Source organism: Streptomyces ovatisporus (assembly GCF_042653885.1).
GTDB lineage: Bacteria > Actinomycetota > Actinomycetes > Streptomycetales > Streptomycetaceae > Streptomyces > Streptomyces ovatisporus.
The window spans coordinates 476,202-495,738 of record NZ_JBHSFH010000010.1 but is presented as its reverse complement, the minus strand read 5'-3'; the positions used below and the strand labels follow the sequence as shown (position 1 = coordinate 495,738).

The window sequence follows — 19,537 nt, the reverse complement described above, 5'->3', positions numbered from 1 at the left end:
CCTCTCACGGCGTGGGAGACTGCGTACGTGAGTGCCAACGACCGTGCGACGGGCCAGCCGACCGATCTCCAGGACCACCCCCGGGACTCCGTCTTCCTCAGGGCGTGCCGCCGGGAGTCCGTACCGCACACACCGGTGTGGTTCATGCGTCAGGCCGGACGTTCGCTGCCCGAGTACCGGAAGGTGCGGCAGGGCATCGCCATGCTCGACTCCTGCATGCGGCCCGACCTCGTCACCGAGATCACGCTGCAGCCGGTGCGCCGGCACGGTGTCGACGCTGCCATCTACTTCAGCGACATCGTGGTGCCGCTGAAGGCGATCGGCATCGATCTCGACATCAAGCCGGGCGTCGGACCCGTCGTCGAGACGCCCGTCCGCAGCCGTGCCGACCTCGAGCGGCTGCGCCCGCTGGAGCCGGGGGACGTGGACTACGTGACCGAGGCGGTCCGTCTGCTGACCCGGGAGCTCGGCGGCACTCCGCTCATCGGCTTCGCCGGGGCGCCCTTCACACTGGCCAGCTACCTCGTCGAGGGCGGTCCGTCGCGCAACCACGAGCACACCAAGGCCATGATGTACGGCGACCCCGAGCTGTGGGCGGCGCTGCTGGACCGGCTCGCGGACATCACCGCCGTCTTCCTGAAGGTGCAGATCGAGGCGGGCGTCTCGGCGGTGCAGCTCTTCGACTCGTGGGCTGGGGCTCTCGCTCCGGCCGACTACCGGCGTTCCGTACTCCCGGCGTCCGCCAAGGTGTTCGAAGCCGTCGCCGGCTACGGGGTGCCCCGCATCCACTTCGGCGTCGGTACGGGAGAACTGCTGGGGGCCATGGGCGAGGCGGGTGCGGACGTCGTCGGCGCGGACTGGCGTGTGCCGCTGGACGAGGCCGCCCGCAGGATCGGCGCCGGCAAGGCCGTACAGGGCAACCTCGACCCGGCGGTGCTCTTCGCGCCGCGTGAGGCGGTGGAGGTCCAGGCGCGGCGGGTGCTGGACGCGGCACACGGTCTGGACGGGCACATCTTCAACCTCGGGCACGGCGTGCTGCCCGAGACCGATCCGGACGCGCTGACCCGGCTCGTGGACTACGTGCACGAGCAGACCGCGGCGGGCTGACCCGGCTCGTGGAGTACGTGGACGAGCAGACCGCGGCGGGCTGACCCGGCTCGTGTGGAGCAGGCGCGGGGCTGACCGTCCCCGCGTGGAGCAGGCGCGGGGGACGTGGAGTTAGGCCCGGGCGACTACCGCCGCCGCTCCTCCTGGACCGCTGCCGCCGCCTTCCGCGCCGCCACCAGCACCGGGTCCCACACGGGTGAGAAGGGCGGCGCGTATCCGAGGTCGAGGTAGATCATCTGCTCGACCGTCAGACCCGTGGTGAGGGCGACGGCCGCGATGTCCACGCGCTTGCCCGCGCCGGTACGTCCCACGATCTGGGTGCCCAGCAGCCGTCCGGTGCCCCGTTCGGCGAGCATCTTCACGCGCATGGTCTCGGCGCCGGGGAGGTAGCCCGCGCGGCCGGTGGAGTCGGCCGTCACCGTCACGAACTGCAGGCCGACCTCGCGTGCCTGTGCCTCCAGCAGGCCCGTACGCGCGATCTCCAGGTCGCAGACCTTGCTGACGGCGGTGCCGACGACGCCGGGGAAGGTGGCGTAGCCGCCGCCGATGTTCGCTCCGATGACCTGGCCGTGCTTGTTGGCGTGCGTGCCCAGGGCGACGTGGCGGGTGAGGCCGGAGACGAGGTCGAGGACCTCGACGCAGTCACCTCCGGCCCAGATGTTCTCGTGGCCGCGTACCCGCATGGCCAGATCGGTCAGCAGCCCGCCGGACCCGCCCACGGGCAGGCCCGCCTCACGGGCGAGGGACGTCTCGGGGGCGACGCCCAGCCCCAGTACGACCACGTCTGCGGGGTAGCTGGTCCCTCCGGCGGTGACGGCGCGTGCCCGTCCGTGCCCGTCGGTCTCGACCGCTGTGACCGCGGCGCCTGTGACGACCTCCATGCCCATGCCGCACATCGCGTCGTGCACGAGTGCGCCCATGTCGGGGTCGAGGGTGGTCATCGGCTGTTCGGCCTGGTCCAGGACCGTGACCTCGTAGCCCCGGACGGTCAGCGATTCCGCCATCTCCACGCCGATGTAGCCGGCGCCGACGACGACTGCCTGCCGGCTCTCCTTGCGGGAGTCCTCCACGCCGCCCAGAGCGTCGAGCAGCGCCTGGCCGTCCTCCAGGGTCTGCACAGCGTGGACGCCCGGAGCGTCGATGCCGGGGAGCGGCGGACGCAGCGGTTTCGCTCCGGTGGCGACGACCAGTTCGTCGAAGCCGGTCCACTCCTCGCCGCCGCCGTCTTCCGTCAGGTCGCGGGTGCGGACCCGCGAGCCGTCCACGTCGATCTGCGTGACCTCGGTGCGCATGCGCAGGTCGATGCCGCGTTCGCGGTGCTTCTCGGGCGTACGGGCGACGAGGTCGTCCCGCGCGTTCACCGATCCGCCGACCCAGTACGGGATGCCACAGGCCGAGTAGGAGGTGAAGTCGCCGCGTTCGAAGGCGACGATCTCCAGCTCGTCCGGGCTCCGGAGCCTGCGGGCCTGGGAGGCGGCCGACATGCCCGCCGCGTCACCTCCGACGACGACCATCCGGCGTGCAGCGGCCATGGTCCGTGCTCCTTCCGTCTCGTGGGCGTGGGCGTCCGGGCGCCGGGGTGGCGCTCGGGTGCCGGGTGCCGGGTGCCCGCTCGGCGCGGCGGCGGCACCTCGGCATGCGCGTGCGGGTGCCCAGGTACTGCGGTCCCGACTGCCTTGCCGGTCGTACCCCGTGCAACAGTTGCCGCATGCATGTGATCGTGATCGGCGGGGGCGTCTCCGGGCTGGCCGCGGCCCACCGGCTGCTCGCCGGCGGCGCGTCGGTGACCTTGCTGGAGGCGTCGGCGCGGCTCGGGGGCAAGCTGCTCACCGGCGAGGTCGCGGGGGTGACGGTCGACCTGGGCGCGGAGTCGATGCTCGCGCGGCGTCCCGAAGCGGTACGGCTGGCGCGGGAGGTCGGGCTGGGCGAGGTGCTGCAGCCGCCCACGACCGCAGGCGCCGCCATCTGGTCGCGCGGTGAGATGTGCGCGATGCCCAGGGGCCACGTGATGGGCGTACCCGGCGAACCGGAGGCACTGCGCGGTCTGCTCTCCGACGCCGGTCTCGCGCGCCTCGCGGAGGACGCCGGGCTGCCGGCGACCGGGATCGGTGAGGACGTCGCGATCGGTGAGTACGTCGCCGAACGTCTGGGCCGCGAGGTCGTGGACCGGCTGGTCGAGCCGCTGCTGGGCGGCGTGTACGCGGGAGACGCGTACCGCATCTCGATGCGTGCGGCAGTGCCTCAGCTGTACGAGGCGGCACGCGGCGAACGGTCGCTGCTGGCGGCGGTGCGCAGGCTGCTCCAGACGCAGACGCAGACGCAGACGCAGACGCAGGCACAGACGCAGGCACAGGCACAGGCACAGGCACAGGCACAGGCACAGACGCAGGCTGCTGCGCGGGCGGCCGGGGACTCGCCGGTTTTCATGGGGGTCGAGGGCGGTGTGGGGCGTCTGCCGGGGGCAGTGGCCCGCGCCTGCCGCGCAGCGGGTGCCGAGATCCGTACAGGCGTGCCCGTACGGACCGTCCGGCGCACGCAGACGGGGACGGGGCCCCGCCGGCAGGTCGTCACCGAAGCCGGTGAGGTGCTCGCCGCCGACGCGGTCGTGCTCGCGGTGCCCGCCCCTCAGGCGGCGCGGATGCTCGCGGACGAGGTGCCCGTCGCGGCTGCCGGGCTGGACGCGGTGGAGTACGCGTCGATGGCCCTCGTGACGATGGCCTTCCGCCGCGCGGACATGGGAGCCGTCCCGGAGGGCAGCGGCTTCCTCGTGCCTCCCGTCGACGGGCACACCATCAAGGCGTCCACCTTCTCCAGCAACAAGTGGGGCTGGGTTGCCGCCCGGAGCCCCGAGCTGTTCGTACTGCGTACGTCCGTGGGCCGGTACGGCGAGGAGCGGATCCTGGAGCGGGACGACGCCGAACTCGTCGAGCTGTCCCTGCGTGACCTGCGGGCGGCGACCGGGCTGTCGGCCGCCCCCGTCGACCGGGTGGTGCGCCGCTGGGACGGTGGCCTGCCGCAGTACCCCGTCGGGCACACGGAGCGGGTCGCCCGCATCCGCCGCGCCGTGGGGGACGCCGGCGGCCTGGCGGTGTGCGGCGCCGTCTACGAAGGGGTCGGCATCCCCGCGTGCGTCGGCAGCGGTGTGCGGGCCGCAGAAGAGACCCTCGCGCAGGCCGTACCGGGCGGCGCGCGAGAATAGCCCCATGACTGCTGCACCGGACAAGGCGCCCAACGCGGGCAAGAAGGCCAAGGACCTCAACGAGATCATCCGCTACACCCTGTGGTCGGTCTTCCGGCTGCGGGACGTGCTCCCCGAGGACCGCACCGGATACGCGGACGAGGTGGAGGAGTTGTTCGGCCAGCTCGCCGCGAAGGACGTCACGGTGCGCGGCACCTACGACGTCTCCGGGCTGCGTGCCGACGCGGACCTCATGATCTGGTGGCACGCGGAATCGTCCGACGCCCTGCAGGACGCCTACAACCGCTTCCGGCGTACGCGGCTGGGCCGTGCCCTCGACCCGGTGTGGTCGAACATGGCGCTGCACCGCCCCGCCGAGTTCAACAAGTCGCACGTCCCGGCCTTCGTCGCGGGGGAGGAGCCGCGTGCGTACGTGAGCGTCTATCCGTTCGTCCGCTCCTACGAGTGGTACCTGCTGCCGGACGAGGACCGGCGGCGGATGCTCGCCGACCACGGCAGGATGGCCCGCGGGTTCCCGGACGTACGGGCCAACACGGTGCCTTCCTTCTCGCTCGGCGACTACGAGTGGATCCTCGCGTTCGAGGCCGACGAACTGCACCGCATCGTCGACCTGATGCGGCACCTGCGCGGTTCGGAGGCGCGGATGCACGTACGCGAAGAGGTGCCTTTCTACACGGGGCGGCGCAAGCCGGTGGCGGAGCTCGTGGCCGGGCTGGTCTGAGGGCACGGGCCGGTCTGAGGGCACGCACCGGGCACCGTGCGGGGGGCGTGTGCCGGCTGCCGGCTGCGGCTGTCATCTGCGGCCTCCGGCTGCGTCTGTCGGCTGCGGCCTCCGGTCAGCTTCCGTCCGGGAGTGGTTCCGGCGCGGGGCGGGCGGCGCAGTCGGCTGCTCGGCCGGGGGTCCTGCCGTGCAACAGGTACGCCGTCAGGTGACGGTCGACGCACGTGTTGCCGTCGGCGACGCCGTGCGTGCCCGCGCCTCTCTCGGTGACGAGCGACGAGCCGGGCAGACGCTGCCAGGTGCGCAGAGCCCCCTCGTAGGGAGTGGCCGGGTCGCGGGTGGCCGCGAGCAGCAGGACGGGCGGCAGTTCGCCGGGCCGGGTGCGTACGTCCACGGGCCGTGTCTGCCTGCCGTGCCAGTACGCGCACGGCAGGTTCGTCCAGGCGTTCTCCCACGTCTGGAACGGTGCCTTGCGGGCGACTGCCGTGTTGTCGCGGTCCCAGCGTGCGAAATCGCGCGGCCAGGGGGCGTCCGAGCACTTCACCGCGTTGTAGACGGCGTCACTGTTGGCTCTCTCCGCCGCTCCGTAGCGGTCCGGGGCGGCGCTTCCCACGAGGGGCTGCGGATCGCCGTGGCGGAACTCGGACAGCGCGGCCGCGTGCCCGGCCCAGGTCCCTTCGTCGTAGCCGACGCCGAGGAAGTCGGCGAGCAGCTGCCGGGAGCCGACGTTCCGGCCCGCAGAGCCCCCCACGTGCCTGGTGTCGAGGGTCGAGCGCACCTTGTCGAAGTTGCGCTGCACGGCGCGTGCGGTGCGGCCGAGACGGTACACGGAGTGGTGCCGGGCGACCCACGCCTTCCAGTCGCGCCAGCGGCGTTCGAAGGCGAGGTTCTGTTCCAGGTCGGAGCGGTACCAGATGCGGCCGGGCCGGGGGTCGACGACGCTGTCGAGTACGAGGCGGCGGACCCGGCCGGGGAAGAGCGTCGCGTAGACGGAGCCGAGGTAACTGCCGTACGAGGTACCGACGAAGTTCAGTTTCCTGTTGCCCAGGGCGGCGCGCAGCACGTCGAGGTCGCGGGCGTTGGCGGGGGTGGTGAAGTGGTCCAGCCGGCCGCCCGCCCGCTTTGCGCAAGCCGTCGCGTACGTCGCCGCCTTCCGCCGCATCGCCCGCTTGAACGCCGCGGAGGGCTCGCGCGGAGAGCGGGCCGCCCGGCCGCGGGCGCCCGCCTCGCCGCACTTCAGCGGAGCCGAGCGGCCGACGCCGCGGGGGGCGTAACCCACCAAGTCGTACGCCCTGTTGAGCTTTTTCCATACGCCGCCGCCGACGGGTGACGCGTACATCGGGAAGCTCATGCCGCTGCCGCCCGGGCCGCCGGGGTTGTACAGCAGCGCTCCCTGCCGTCCGGTGCCCGTGGCCCTCTTCCTGCTGACGGTCAGCCGGATCTTCTCGCCCCCGGGGTGCGCGTAGTCGACGGGGACGGTCACCTTTCCGCACTCCACGGGGGCCGGCAACTGCTCGGCTGCGGGGCACTTCGTCCAGTCGATCCCTGTGGCCGCTGCCGCCGAGGCCGCCGCTGCGGTGCCGGCCGTCTCCCGGGCGTCGCGGAGGGGGAGCGGTACGACTTCGGGGGCTCCTCCGGACGGGACGACGGTGGCGGCCGTCAGCACCAGGGCGCCGAGGGTGCCGTGGAGTGCAGCTGAGCGCACTGGGTGCCTCGTTCCTTCTTGTCCGCAGGGCTGCCGGTCCGCAGGTCTGCAGGTCTGCAGGGCTGCAGGGCTGCCGGTCCGCAGGTCTGCCGCTGCCGGGGGCGGGTTCTGCCCGCCGGTGGTGCGGAGAGTGAGCATCGATGAGCAGTGTGTGACAAGTGGGATGCTCTGCGCGGGAGTTGGCGAAGTAAAGGACCGCAGGGCGGTGTCGGCGCAAAGCGCTCGATGCAGCGACTGTGCCGGTTTCTGTACGGACGGTGCGCGATCGCGCGGCATGGACCGGCGGCGAGCGGCGTGCAGTTGCGGAGGATGCCGGATCTGACTGTGCCGCATATGTCCGCGCAGGGTCTGTGCGCCGGGTCTGACCGTGCCGGAGCTTGTGACTGTCTCTGCGACGGTGCGGTCAGCCCGCGTGCCGGGCCGCACGCAGCAGGTACAGCGCACGGCGCAACCGGCCTTCGGGCGGCGGCGTCGGACCGGAGCGCTCAAGCCACCAACGGCGCACCTTCAGCCGCGCGCCGCGGTCGGCCGCCGTCCCCTCCGTCAGCAGATGCCGTGCGAAGTCCAGGGCGTCACGCCGGTAGCCGCCCGCCATCGGGCGGCCGTGCGCGTAGGCGGCGAACTCGGAGCGGAAGGTCTTCTCGCCGAGGATCGCGGGAAGTTCTGGCGCCACTTTCGCGACGACGTCCGTCCGCTTGCCGATCAGCGCCCGTCGCTGCACGGCCAGCCGCTCCCCGTCGAAACCGTCCGGCACGGGGCCGTCGGCGACCAGCGCCGCCAGCAGCGCGGTCTGCGCCTGTGCGAGCCGGTCACGTGCCGCGGAGGTGTCACCCGCCGGGTGTTCTTCAGCCATGCCGGGCCTCCCTGCCCGTGCCGGTACCCGTGCTGGTGCCGGTACCCGTGCCCGTGAGTACGGCCCGTATGTCGGCCAGTTCGCCTGCCAGTTCGGCGACGGGCGGGAAGTTCTCGTCCCGCTCCAGCAGCACACCGGGCGGCGCAGTACGGGCACACAGCTGTGCGAGTACGTCCAGGACGGGCTGTGTCACGGGGTGGCCGTGGCTGTCGTGCCAGACGCCGTCACGTTCGAATCCGCCCGCGACGTGCACGTACGCCAGTGCGTCGAGGGGGAGTTCGTCGAGTGCGACCGCCGGAACCTCCCCGCGGTTGACGTGGTTGGTGTGCAGGTTGGCGACATCGATGAGCAACTGCACGCCCGTGCGCTCGACCAGTTCGGCGAGGAAGCGCCCTTCGCTCATCTCCTCGCCCGGCCAGTTGACGAGTGCCGCGATGTTCTCCACCGCCAGTGGCACGGGCAGTGCGTCCTGGGCGATGCGCACGTTCTCGCACAGCACGTCCAGCGCGTCCCGCGTGCGCGGGACGGGCAGCAGGTGACCCGCCTCCATGCGTGGTCTGCCCGTACGGCCTCCGCCTGCCCGTACGAACGCGATGTGCTCCGTGACCAGGGGGGCCTGAAGCGCCTCCGCGCGCTCGGCGAGTGCCGTCAGCTTCTCCGGATCGGGACGTCCGGCCCCGCCGAGGCCGAGGGAGACGCCGTGCGGGACCACCTTCGTGCCGCGTTCGCGCAGACGCTGCAACGCGTCGGGCAAATGGCCCGGGCAGACGTTCTCGGCGACCACCTCGACCCAGTCGATGCCCGGCAGCGATTCGATCCCGTCCGCGATCTCGGGGCGCCAGCCGATGCCCGTCCCCAGCCGCACGCGGGTGTCCGTGCCTGTGTCCGTGCCTTCCACGCGTCGCTCCCTCCCCCGTGGAGCCGTTCGTCCCGTGGCTCCGTTTGTGCGATCTGTGCGATCTGTGCGATCTGTGCCGCGATCTGTGCTGCTGTGCCGTCGGGTCCGGCTGTTCGGTGCCGAAGCGTCGATGCTGCGGTCCTCGCCGTCGCCCTGTGTGCTCTCCGGGCTTCTGCCACGCAGGGGGCGCGCGAATCCCCGTCGCGGTGCTTTCAGAGCCCTGCTTGAGCTTTCGCGCCCCTCGGCGCCGTCGGGTTCACCGGCGCAGTGCCGGGTGAGCCGCGATCACCGTGCACGTGCCCGGTGCGATCTCGGTGTGTCCCGCGTCCCGTACGACCGGGAGGCCGCTGCGCACGAGTTGCTCCCACTCCGCCCGGCCCGGTGTCCTGCGCACGGCGAGAGCGAAACCGGTCGCGGCCCAGTCCGCGCGGGCACCCGGAGGAAGCTCCCACCAGGCCAACTGCGCACCGTGCGCCGCCTGTGCCATCGCCTTGCCGGCGGACATCTCCAAGTCGGGCGCCGTCCACAGCACCGGCGTGCCCGCCGCCGGAGGCGCGGGCGGATGCACGTCGCTCAGTTCGGTGCCCGAAACCTGCAGCCGCGCCAGGTCCTTGGGCCAGGCGTCGACGGGCACGGGCGGAAAGACGCGCACGGAGGCCGTCCCTCCGGTGACGGTGATGCCCGGCAGTGCTTCCGCACGGCGCCACTCCGCGCCGCGTGCCCGCCGTACGACCTTGCGGATGCCGCGCTTCTCCCACAGCCGTACGGCCCGCGCCCATTCCCCTTCGGACCCGTCGGAGCCTTCGGAGCCTTCGGACCCATCGGATTCGCCCTCTTCGAAGCCGTCGCGCCCCTCGACCCCCTCGAACCCGTCGTCCCCCTCGAAGCCGTCGCCGCAGGAACTGCGTTCGTCCGAGAGGAGAGTGAGCACGGCGCGGGCGGCGGTCTCCAGGGCGTCGGTCAAGGCGGGCGGCGCGTCCCGTTCGAGCCGCACCACCAGCGGCAGTGCGTACTCGGCTGCCTTCCTTGCGTCCTGTAGCTCGATCACCCACCGAAGTCTGCCAGCACGGGCTAACGTCGGCAGACATGAGATCGGACCAACTCTCATGAGGCTGGACGGGGTCGGCCGCCGGTACGGCTTGCGCGGTGACTGGGTGCTGCGCGAGGTCGACCTGTCGCTGCCCGAACGCAGCCTGGTGCGCTTCGAGGGCGCCAACGGCAGCGGCAAATCCACGCTTCTGCGCATGCTCGCCGGTATCGACAGCCCCACCGAGGGGCGGATCACCGGCCGGCCCTCCTGCGGGTACGTACCCGAACGCTTCCCCGCGGCAATGCCGTTGACGACCCGCGCCTATCTGACCCACCTGGGCCGCGTGCACGGTCTGAGCCGGGCTGCCGCCGTCCGTCAGGCCGGCGAGTGGCTGGAGCGTTTCGGGGTGGCCGGGTATTCCGGTACGCCCCTGGCCGAACTGTCCAAGGGGACCAGCCAGAAGGTCGCCGTCACACAGGCGCTGATGGCCCGCCCCAACCTGCTCGTGCTGGACGAGGCGTGGACCGGACTGGACCACGACGCCCGCACGGTGCTGGACCACGCAGTCGCCGAGCGGGTCGCCGAAGGGGCCACCGTCGTCTTCGTCGACCACGACCCCCGGCGCCTGGCCGGGGCGTCCGACGCGACGTACAGGCTGGACGGCGGACGGCTGCAGCCCGTCGCCGCGAAGGAGGACGGCCGAGGGCCCGGACGCGCGGCGGGCACCGGCATGCGCGTACGCGTCGTGGCCGAAGGGCCGCCCGGAGAGCCCCCGCCGGAGCTTCCGGGCGCGGTGGTCGCCGAGCAGCTGCCGGGCGGCACGACCATCCTGACCGCGCCTGTCGCCTACTCCGACGTGCTGCTCGGCAGTCTGCTGGAGCACAGCTGGTACATCCGGTCCGTACGCGAGGAATCCGCATGAGTGCACTGCTCGGCTATCACACCGCGCTGCTGGTGCGCTCCCAGCGCTGGCTGCCGCCGTTCCTGCTGTACGCCGCTGTCATGGGCATCGGCGTGCAGTGGGGGCAACCGCTGCTGGACGGTCTCGGATACGCCGCCGCCGCGCTGCTACCGGTGACCGCGTGGGTGGTCCGCATCTGCCTGAACAGCGAACCGCCGGCCGCCCGGCACTGCACCGCAGCCGCGGCGGGACCGGCGCGGGTGCACCTCGCCGGTGTACTCGCGGCGCTGCTCTCGTCCTGTGTGCTCGGCGCGGTGGGTTCGGTCTACGTCGTCGCCGTCAGCGACCCGCGGAGCACAGGGGGGCACGTGGCGGTGCCGCTGCTGCCCGCGGCGGTCGCCGGGCTGCTGGCAGCGCTGACGTGCGCGCTGTTCGGTTCCGCGATCGGAGCACTGTGCAACCGTCCGCTGTTGAGCAACTCGGGAGTCGCTGTCCCGTCGAGCCTGCTGGCGGTGCTGCTGGTGCTCGTGGTGGGAGGTTCGCCGGCGAACGCCGCGGTCGCGGGTCTCGTGTCGGGTTCGCACGAGGGCACGGTGACCATGCCGTGGCTGCCGGTCTCCGCCTCCGTGGCTGTGGCCGCCCTGGCGACCTGGCTGGCCTGTGCGCAGGCGGGACGGCGGAGTTAGGCGCCTGCCCGGGGTCTCTCCGCCGACGGCGCGGCCCCGTACTGCCCGCGCCGGACGGCCGGGCCCGCTGGAGGAGCGGGCCCGGCCGTCCGTGTGTGCCGGGCGGGAGCCTCGGGTGAGGGTCTCCGGTCAGTGCTGCCAGGGGCCCGTCACCGCGAACGTGGTGCCGGGGTCGTAGCAGTTGACGTACATCGTCCTGCAGTCCGGCGAGAAGGTGACGCCGGCGAACTCGCCCCAGGCGGGCTCCTCCGGCGTACCGATGTTCTGACGGTTGCCGGCCATCGGGTACACCGAGCCGTGCTTGGTCAGCCCGTAGACGTGCTGGGCGCCTTCGCCGTCCTCACAGACCATCAGGCCGCCGCTCGGCGCCAGGCAGATGTTGTCGGGCTCCTCACCGGGCAGCTGCAGGTCCGTGTCCGGGCCGAAGACGATGACGAGGGTGAGCTGCTTGCGCTTCGGGTCGTAGCGCCAGATCTGGCCGTAGTGGTCGGCCTTCGAACCCTCTTCGCTCTTGGCGTAGCTGGAGACGAAGTAGACCGACTTCCCGCCCCAGTAGCAGCCCTCCAGCTTCTGGGCGTGGGTGATGCCCTTCTTGCCGAAGTCCTGGTGACGGATGGGCGTCTCCTTGGCCAGCGGGTCGGGCACGTCGACCCACTCGACGCCGTCGAAGGTCTCGCCCGGCTTCTGCGCGACCGACAGGTCGGGCAGGCCCGGCACCCGCATGGCCTGGAGCTTGCCGCCCGCGTGCAGCGAGCCGTAGCCGCCCAGCGGCTTCTCCGGAAGGAAGCGGTAGAAGAGACCGAACGGCTTCTCGAAGGCGTCCTCGGTCTCGTACACCACGCCGTTGCGGGGGTCGAAGGCGATGGCTTCGTGCTGGAAGCGGCCCATCGCGGTGAGCGGTTCCGTCGAGGTGGGACGGTCGTGGCGGAAGCCGACCTCGAAGATGAAGCCGTGGTCCTTGCTGTAGCCCTCCTCGCCGGCCTTGAACTCGGTCTCCTCGCAGGTCAGCCAGGTGTCCCAGGGGCTGGTCCCGCCGGCGCAGTTCGTGGACGTCCCGGCGATGCCCACGCGCTCCTGCAGGACCTCGTTCTCGTGGTCCAGCTCCAGAAGGGTGCAGCCGCCCTTCGCGTCCGGGTCGTAGGTGAGCCCGTCGACGGTGGGGACGGCCACCTCGCCGTCCTGGCGGTTCTCGTGGTTGCGTACGAGCCAGGTCCTGCCGTTCCGGTGCCCGTGGCGGTTGTGGTGGCCGTGCGAGCCGAAGGCGGCCATTCCGTCGAAGTTGCTGGGCACCTTCCCCTCACCGGACGACAGGTCTTCACCCGTGCGCGAGAGGATCTTGTAGCGGAAGCCCTTGGGCAGGTCGAGCACGCCCTCGGGGTCCGGGACGAGCGGCCCGTAACCCGTGCGCCCGCCGGTGCCCTGTGCGGCAGCGGTGCCTGTGAACAATTCCGAGAGGGCACCGGTGAAGGCGACGCCTGCTCCCACCGCGCCCGTTCTTGCCAGCACTTGACGTCGTGAAGTCGTCATACAGAACTCCCTGTTGGCGGCCAGGTTTCAGGTGTGTCTACCACGCGCACGGGTGTGCGAGCACTAGGCACGACAGCAGTATCTACGCGCGTGGGCCGCGGCAGCCGAGGATCAGGAAAAGGGAGGGTTCAGAGTGCCGCGAGGCGCTCGCCGTCGCGGGCGAGGGCGGTGAGCCGGGAGATGGCGCGGAAGTACTTCTTCCGGTAGCCCCCTTCGAGCATCTCCGGGGCGAACAGCGCGTCGAAGGGCGCGCCGGAGGCCAGCACCGGCAGCTCCCGGTCGTACAGCCGGTCGGCGAGTACGACGAGCCGCAGTGCCGTCGACTGGTCCGGCACGGGGCACACCCCGGTGAGGCAGACGGCTCCCAGGCCGTCGACGAGCGCGCCGTAACGGCTCGGATGCACGCGTGAGAGGTGGCGGAGGAGCGCGTCGAACCCGTCGAGCGAGGCGGCGGGTGTGCGGTGCGCGGTGCGGACGACCTCGTCCTCGGGGAGAGGGGCGGGGGCGGCGGGCAGGCCGCGGTGCCGGTAGTCCTCGCCGTCGATGCGCAGTGCGCGGAAGTGCGCGGACAGTCCCTGGATCTCGCGGAGGAAGTCGGCGGCGGCGAAGCGGCCCTCGCCGAGCTTGCCCGGCAGCGTGTTCGATGTGGCGGCCAGGGCCACCCCCTCGTCGACGAGCCTGCTGAGCAGGCTGGAGACGAGAACGGTGTCGCCCGGGTCGTCCAGTTCGAACTCGTCGATGCACAGCAGACGGTGCTCGCCGAGCGTCCGTACGGTCTGCTGGAAGCCGAGAGCACCGACGAGGTTGGTCAGCTCCACGAAGGTGCCGAAGGCCTTGCGTTCGGCCGGGGCGTCGGTGGCGTGCCAGAGCGAGGCGAGCAGATGGGTCTTGCCGACGCCGTAACCGCCGTCGAGGTAGACGCCGCGCGGGCCGTCCGTGCCCGGGTGCGCGGCGCGGCGGCGGAACCACCGCTTCCGGTCGTGTCCGGTCCTCTTGGCGCCGAGACCTCCGGCGAAGGACCGCAGTACCTGGACCGCCTCGCTCTGGCTCGGCCGGTCCGGGTCGGGCACGTAGGTCCCGAAGCGGACGGCGTCGAAGCGCGGCGGCGGAACCATCTCCGCGACGAGCCGCTCCGGCGGTACGTGCGGCTCCCGGTCCGTGAGGGACGGCGGGGCGACGACCCCGGATGCCGGGCGGGCGGGATCGGCGGGACGGGCGCTATCGGCGGACGGGGAGGGGGACACGCTGTTCATGCTAAACGGCGGCACGGGGTCGTCGCCGGGGCCGGTCGCGGCGGCCGGCGGCGGCCGGAGGCGCGCGGCGGGGAGCGTGCCAGACTGCGGGACATGCGACGTCTGTTCCCCTGCACTGCTGATGACCAGGCCCGGCCGTCCACAGGAGCGGCGCCCGCCGGTACGTCCCGGCCGGACGCTCCGGCCGAGGGAGGCGCCGGTACCGGCGAGGGCCCGTGGAGCATCGACGCCCTGGCGGACGCGTACGCCTACCCCGAGCCGCCTCGGCAGGGCTCCGGTGCCGAGGACGAGGGCGTGTGGCTGCGCGCGAACATGGTCTCCTCGCTGGACGGGGCCGCCTACCACGAGGGCCGCTCGCAACCCCTGTCGTCCGAGGCGGACATGCGGATCTTCGGCGTGCTCCGTGGCCTCGCCGACGCGGTCGTGGTGGGCGCCCAGACCGTACGGCAGGAGGGGTACCGGCCCGCCCGGGAGCGGGAGGTCTTCGCACGCCGGCGGGCCGCGGCAGGCCAGGGGCCCGCCCCGGCGATCGCGGTGGTCAGTGCCGGACTGGACCTGGACTTCTCGCTGCCGTTGTTCACCGGACCGCTGGTGCCCACCCTCCTCGTGACGGGCGCCTCGGCACCCTCCGACCGTATCGAGGCCGCCCGCGGTGCCGGTGCGGACGTCGTCTTCGCGGGCGAGGGCGAGACCGTCGAGCCCGGCCGGCTGCCGGGAGCGCTGGCCCGGCGGGGCCTGCGCCGTCTTCTGACGGAAGGCGGCCCGCGTCTGCTCGGACAGCTGATCGACGGGAACGTGCTGGACGAGCTGTGTCTCACCCTCGCACCGCGCATCACCTCCGGCGGCGCTTCGCGGATCGTGAACGGACCCGAACTCGCTCTCCCTGTGGACTTCCGGCTTGCCGGGGTACTCGAAGAGGACGGGTTTCTGTTCACCCGTTACCGGCGCACCCCGCAACAGGCACGGTAGGGCAGGCAGTTCCGGCTGCGGCCCGCCGCGCAGGCGGGGTGCGGAGCCCGCTCAGGCGGGAGCAGCGATGTACGTAGGGAGCCCGGACCGGGCTTCATGGGGAAGAGAAGGGCACCGCCGTGTTCACGACCGTATTGATGATCGAGAAGCCGCTGGTGTCCGACGATGTGGAACTCGTCACGACGCTCCACGGTGACGAGCCTGTTTCCTTCGTCGTACTGATGCAGCCGCGCGGCGACCAGGACCGTCTGCTGCGCGCACTGGACGATGTCGCGCTCGGCGAGTTCGACGAGGCCGTGCGCGAGGGCACGGAGTCGGACGAGCCGGAGCCGAAGGGACTCGCCGTGCGCGCACTGGACCGTTCGCTGGCCATGCTGCGTGAGGCGGGTTCCGAAGCGGAGGGAGAGGTCATCGAGGACCACCCGCTGGACGTGCTGACCACGGTCGTCGACCGGGTCGAAGCAGACGAGGTGATCGTGCTGACGGCTCCGCACCTGGTCGAGGAGTTCTTCCACCGCGACTGGGCGACGCGGGCCCGGCACAAGGTGGGTGTGCCCGTGCTGAAGCTGTTCTCTCACGCGGAGTAGACGGCGCGGCGCAGGACGGAACCCCGGGGCCGGCCCGGGGTTCCGTCGCGTGCTGCGTGCGTGCTGTGTGTGCGCTGGGCCCCGTGCGTGCTGCGTGCGTTGCCGGGCCGGTGCGCGGGGACCGGCCCGGCACGCAGCGCATAGGCTTGTCGGCGCGCGTACGGCACGTCGCACAGCGGTGGCCCTCGTCGTGCGGACCTTCGTGTGGAGGCGCACAGGGGAGGGCAGCCCGTTGTCGGAGGGCGTACCGCGCCCGTTCACGAGAGCACGAGCTTGGAGGCGCCCCCATGGCAGCCGACGCAGCCGACCCGGCCACGGCACCGGCCCGCCCGACCGTCCCGGCGGCTCTGGCACGTCCGCACTTCATCGGCATCGGCGGTGCCGGGATGTCCGGCATCGCGAAGATCCTCAGTCAGCGCGGCGCCCGCGTCGAAGGCAGCGACGCCAGGGAGTCCTTGTCCGTGACGGCGCTGCGCGGCCTGGGTGCGAAGGTGCACATCGGCCACGATGCCGCCAACCTGGCGGCCGATGCCACGTCGGTGGTCGTCTCGAGCGCCATCCGGCCGGACAATCCCGAACTGGCCGCCGCCGCAGAGCGCGGGGTCCCCGTGGTGCACCGCTCGGACGCCCTGGCCGCTCTGATGGAGGCGTGCAGGCCGCTCGCCGTGGCCGGCACCCACGGCAAGACCACCACGACGTCGATGCTCGCGGTTGCCCTGGGCTCGCTCGGCCTCGACCCGTCGTACGCCATCGGCGGCGACCTCGACGAGCCGGGCTCCAACGCCCACAACGGCCGCGGTGAGATCTTCGTGGCGGAGGCGGACGAGAGCGACCGCAGCTTCCACAAGTACGCGCCCGAAGTGGCCGTCGTGCTGAACGTGGAGCTCGACCACCACGCCAACTACGCCTCCATGGAGGAGATCTACGAGTCCTTCGAGATCTTCGCCCGCCGCATCCGCCCCGGCGGCACCCTGATCGTCTCCGCGGACCAGGAAGGAGCGCGCGAGCTGACGCGCCGGGTGCGCGAGCGCGGGGAGGTGAAGGTGCGCACGTACGGCGAGGCGGCCGACGCGGACGTACGCGTCCTCGACATCACCCCGCACGGACTGACCAGCGAGACGACCGTGCTGCTGGACGGTGCCGAACTCACCTTCGCCGTGTTCGTGCCCGGCAGGCACTACGCGAACAACGCCGTCGCCGCGCTCGTCGCCGGGACCGAGATGGGCCTCCCGGCGGACGAGCTGGCCAAGGCCCTCGGGACGTACACCGGGGTCCGGCGCCGTCTGCAGCTCATGGGCGAGGCGAACGGCGTGCAGGTCATCGACTCCTACGCGCACCACCCGACGGAGATGACCGCCGACCTGGAGGCCATCCGGGGCGGTGCGGGCGACGGACGCGTGCTGGTCCTCTTCCAGCCGCACCTCTTCAGCCGCACCCAGGAACTGGCCACGGAGATGGGGGAGGCGCTCGCGCTGGCCGACGCCTCCGTCGTCCTCGACATCTATCCCGCCCGTGAGGACCCGGTCCCCGGGGTCACCAGTGAGCTGATCATCGATGCCGCACGCGCTGCGGGCGCCGATGTGCGGCACGGGGAATCCAGGGCGGCCGGCTCGGAGCTCGTCGCGGGAATGGCCGGGCCGGGAGACCTTGTTCTGACCATGGGGGCCGGGGACGTCACCGATCTCGGCCCGCAGATCCTCGCCGGGCTGGCCCACTGACCGGCCGCGCGGCCGGTGCTCGGGCGCGGGGCCGTGCGGGCGGAGGCGAGGCACGTGCAGCGCGAGGAGCGTGCACATCATGACCGGATCGAGCTGAGGAGGCCGTCGTGGCGTACGAGATCGACAAGCCGGAGGAGCAGTGGCGGGCCGAACTCAGCCCTGAGGAGTACCGCGTCCTGCGGCAGGCCGGCACCGAGCCCGCCTTCACCGGCGAATACACGGACACCAAGACGACCGGCGTCTACAACTGCCGGGCGTGCGGAGCGGAACTCTTCCGCTCCGACACGAAGTTCGAGTCGCACTGCGGCTGGCCCAGCTTCTACGACCCGACCGGCTCGGACGCCGTGGAGCTGATCGAGGACCGCACGATGGGCATGCTCCGCACAGAGGTGCGGTGCGCCCGCTGCGGGTCCCACCTGGGTCACGTCTTCGAGGGCGAGGGCTACCCGACCCCGACGGACCAGCGCTACTGCATCAACAGCATCTCGGTGCGGCTGGAGCCGGACGGCTCCTGACGCGGGCGGAGCGGCGGACCGACGGGCGTCGGTCCGCCGCTCCGCGTCCGGCGGCTGCCGTGGAACGACCGGGCGGAGTGTCCCGGTTCACTTGTACGCTGCACGTAATCGCGGACCGCGCGTATCCGCAGGCTGCCCGTGCACTGGACCACACGTACGACCGATTCCCCGGAGACCGCATGACGCAGGCCCGCGATGCCGCCTCACCCCTCATATCCGGGACGGGTCCCGGGCGTGCGCTGCCGGAGGAAGCAGACGGGCGCAGCCGGGGGGACGCGGCACAGGGGGCTCACGGTCGGGGCGAGCGGGGCGAGCGGGGCGAGCCGGGTGAGCCGGGCGAGCTGTCCGAGCCGTCCGAGGAGGGAAAGCAGGGGGGCCGGGCCGGGAGTGGGCCACGTCACCTCAGGGGAGTGGTCCCCGTGCTGGCGTTCGCCGGTATCTCCGTGGCCGTCATGCAGACGCTGCTCGTCCCGGTCGTGGCCCAGTTGCCCCAGCTGCTGCGCACCACGACGTCCGACGCCGCCTGGGTCGTGACCGCGACGCTTCTCTCCGGCGCGGTGGCCACGCCCGTCATGGGACGCCTCGGGGACCTCTACGGCAAACGCCGCCTCATCCTCGCCAGCCTCGGCACGATGGTGCTGGGCTCGCTCGTCTGCGGACTCGCCTCGACGCTCGTACCCATGGTCGCGGGACGGACCCTGCAGGGGTTCGCGATGGGCGCCATCCCGCTGGGCATCAGCATCATGCGCGACGAGCTGCCGCCGGACCGTCTCGGCCCGGCGATGGCTTTCATGAGCTCGTCCCTCGGCACCGGCGGCGCCCTCGGCATGCCGCTCGCGGCCTACGTGGCCCAGCGCACCGACTGGCACGTGCTCTTCTTCGGATCGGCCGGAATCGGCGCGCTCGCGATGGTTCTGGTGCGCACGGTGGTGCCGGAGTCGGCGAGGCGTCAGGGAGGACGCTTCGACTTCGCGGGCGCCGTCGGTCTGGCGGCGGGTCTCGTCGCGCTGCTGCTCGCGATATCCAAGGGCGCGGCGTGGGGCTGGGGCAGTGCGACCACTCTCGGGATCTTCTCCGCCTCCTTGGTGATCTTCCTGGGGTGGGGCGTGATGGAGCTGCGGCTGGCCCAGCCGCTCGTGGACCTGCGCAGCACGGCCCGGCGGCAGGTGCTGCTGACCAATCTCGCCTCGATCACCGTGGGACTCGCCTTCTACGCGGCGACCCTGGTGCTCCCCCAGTTGCTCCAGCTGCCGCGCTCCACCGGCTACGGGCTGGGCCGTTCGATGCTCGTGGCCGGGATGTGCGTGGCGCCCATGGGCATCGCGATGATGCTCGTCTCGAAGCTCTCCGCCCGGATCTCGGACTCCCGCGGCCCCAAGGTCTCGCTCATGACGGGGCTGGTGATCCTCGCCGTCGCCTATCTGGCCGGTACGGCCCTCATGGGGGCGGTGTGGCAGGTCGTACTCACCGCCGTCCTCATCGGGTTCGGCATCGGCATCGCCTACTCGGCCATGCCCGCGCTGATCCTCGGCGCGGTCGACCCGTCCGAGTCGGGCGCCGCGAACGGCCTGAACACGCTGATGCGTTCGATCGGGACCTCGACGTCGAGTGCTGTGGTGGGTGTCGTCCTGGCCCGTATGAGCACGCCGCTCGACGGCACCGCCGTGCCCACCCCGGACGGGTTCCGCGCCTCGTTCCTCATCGCTGCGGGCGCCGCCCTCACGGGGTTGCTGATCGCGGCGTTCCTGCCGGGGCGCGGCCGGGACGCACAGGCACGGGCCACCGCGGTCCGAGACGTGCCGGACTGAGGGTGCCGGTCCGAGGGTGCCGGTCTGCCCGGCGCAGGGGCCGGCAGCAGCGGAAACGGG

At 72.2% G+C, this 19,537-nt stretch carries 15 protein-coding genes and 1 pseudogene; 10 read left to right on the top strand and 6 right to left on the bottom strand.

The features are described from left to right. The first annotated feature begins 27 nt into the window (after window positions 1-27). Window positions 28-1,107 (top strand): uroporphyrinogen decarboxylase, encoded by a 1,080-nt coding sequence (gene hemE, locus ACFPA8_RS19975; protein ID WP_386450371.1) that lies wholly within the window; start codon window positions 28-30, stop codon window positions 1,105-1,107. A 125-nt stretch (window positions 1,108-1,232) separates the two neighbouring features. Here hemE and ACFPA8_RS19970 read toward each other — a convergent pair whose 3' ends face one another. Continuing rightward, window positions 1,233-2,639: an FAD-dependent oxidoreductase gene (locus ACFPA8_RS19970; RefSeq protein WP_386450370.1), complete on the bottom strand. Its 1,407-nt coding sequence runs from the start codon at window positions 2,637-2,639 to the stop codon at window positions 1,233-1,235. 176 nt (window positions 2,640-2,815) lie between these two features. On the opposite strand from ACFPA8_RS19970, the gene hemG reads away from it, so the two are divergent. Together hemG and hemQ are read left to right on the top strand one after the other, a co-directional pair. Next, window positions 2,816-4,306 (top strand): protoporphyrinogen oxidase, encoded by a 1,491-nt coding sequence (gene hemG, locus ACFPA8_RS19965; RefSeq protein WP_386450368.1) that lies wholly within the window; start codon window positions 2,816-2,818, stop codon window positions 4,304-4,306. Window positions 4,307-4,310: 4 nt separating this feature from the next. After that, window positions 4,311-5,027: a hydrogen peroxide-dependent heme synthase gene (hemQ, locus tag ACFPA8_RS19960; protein ID WP_386450366.1), complete on the top strand. Its 717-nt coding sequence runs from the start codon at window positions 4,311-4,313 to the stop codon at window positions 5,025-5,027. A gap of 115 nt (window positions 5,028-5,142) precedes the next feature. On the opposite strand, the gene ACFPA8_RS19955 is transcribed toward hemQ, so the two are convergent. The 3 genes and pseudogenes from ACFPA8_RS19955 to ACFPA8_RS19945 all read right to left on the bottom strand — a co-directional run bounded on the left by ACFPA8_RS19955 (window position 5,143) and on the right by ACFPA8_RS19945 (window position 9,531). Beyond that, entirely contained in the window at window positions 5,143-6,732 is a 1,590-nt protein-coding gene (locus ACFPA8_RS19955; RefSeq protein WP_386450364.1) for an alpha/beta hydrolase, read from the bottom strand. Between the two features lie 403 nt (window positions 6,733-7,135). Beyond that, window positions 7,136-8,450: pseudogene (locus tag ACFPA8_RS19950) on the bottom strand (MbnB/TglH/ChrH family RiPP precursor modification enzyme). Window positions 8,451-8,739: 289 nt separating this feature from the next. Beyond that, a complete protein-coding gene (locus ACFPA8_RS19945) occupies window positions 8,740-9,531 on the bottom strand; it encodes a peptidyl-tRNA hydrolase (protein WP_386450362.1) in 792 nt (263 codons plus the stop codon). A gap of 58 nt (window positions 9,532-9,589) precedes the next feature. Between ACFPA8_RS19945 and ACFPA8_RS19940 the strand changes: the two genes are divergently transcribed. Continuing rightward, complete coding sequence (locus ACFPA8_RS19940; protein WP_386450360.1) at window positions 9,590-10,435, top strand: ATP-binding cassette domain-containing protein; 846 nt, start codon at window positions 9,590-9,592, stop codon at window positions 10,433-10,435. After that, the gene (locus ACFPA8_RS19935) at window positions 10,432-11,100 is read left to right on the top strand and encodes an ABC transporter (RefSeq protein WP_386450359.1); all 669 of its coding nucleotides are present in this window, start codon (window positions 10,432-10,434) and stop codon (window positions 11,098-11,100) included. Before ACFPA8_RS19940 ends, ACFPA8_RS19935 begins: the two co-directional genes overlap by 4 nt. 129 nt (window positions 11,101-11,229) lie before the next feature. On the opposite strand, the gene ACFPA8_RS19930 is transcribed toward ACFPA8_RS19935, so the two are convergent. Beyond that, a complete protein-coding gene (locus ACFPA8_RS19930; protein ID WP_386450357.1) occupies window positions 11,230-12,627 on the bottom strand; it encodes an alkaline phosphatase PhoX in 1,398 nt (465 codons plus the stop codon). 128 nt (window positions 12,628-12,755) lie between these two features. Continuing rightward, complete coding sequence (gene zapE / locus ACFPA8_RS19925) at window positions 12,756-13,880, bottom strand: cell division protein ZapE (protein WP_386450355.1); 1,125 nt, start codon at window positions 13,878-13,880, stop codon at window positions 12,756-12,758. Between the two features lie 93 nt (window positions 13,881-13,973). On the opposite strand from zapE, the gene ACFPA8_RS19920 reads away from it, so the two are divergent. From ACFPA8_RS19920 to ACFPA8_RS19900, 5 genes are all read left to right on the top strand, one after another. Further along, window positions 13,974-14,849, top strand: coding sequence for a pyrimidine reductase family protein (locus ACFPA8_RS19920; protein ID WP_386450353.1), 876 nt, complete (start codon window positions 13,974-13,976; stop codon window positions 14,847-14,849). Window positions 14,850-14,968: 119 nt separating this feature from the next. Beyond that, window positions 14,969-15,436: an indole-3-glycerol phosphate synthase gene (locus tag ACFPA8_RS19915; RefSeq protein ID WP_386450351.1), complete on the top strand. Its 468-nt coding sequence runs from the start codon at window positions 14,969-14,971 to the stop codon at window positions 15,434-15,436. A gap of 287 nt (window positions 15,437-15,723) precedes the next feature. Continuing rightward, window positions 15,724-17,154: a UDP-N-acetylmuramate--L-alanine ligase gene (gene murC / locus ACFPA8_RS19910; RefSeq protein WP_386450349.1), complete on the top strand. Its 1,431-nt coding sequence runs from the start codon at window positions 15,724-15,726 to the stop codon at window positions 17,152-17,154. 107 nt (window positions 17,155-17,261) lie between these two features. Further along, on the top strand, window positions 17,262-17,669 hold the full coding sequence (msrB, locus tag ACFPA8_RS19905) for a peptide-methionine (R)-S-oxide reductase MsrB (protein WP_386450348.1): 408 nt from the start codon (window positions 17,262-17,264) through the stop codon (window positions 17,667-17,669). A gap of 179 nt (window positions 17,670-17,848) precedes the next feature. Continuing rightward, on the top strand, window positions 17,849-19,477 hold the full coding sequence (locus ACFPA8_RS19900) for an MFS transporter (protein ID WP_386450346.1): 1,629 nt from the start codon (window positions 17,849-17,851) through the stop codon (window positions 19,475-19,477). Window positions 19,478-19,537 lie beyond the last annotated feature (60 nt).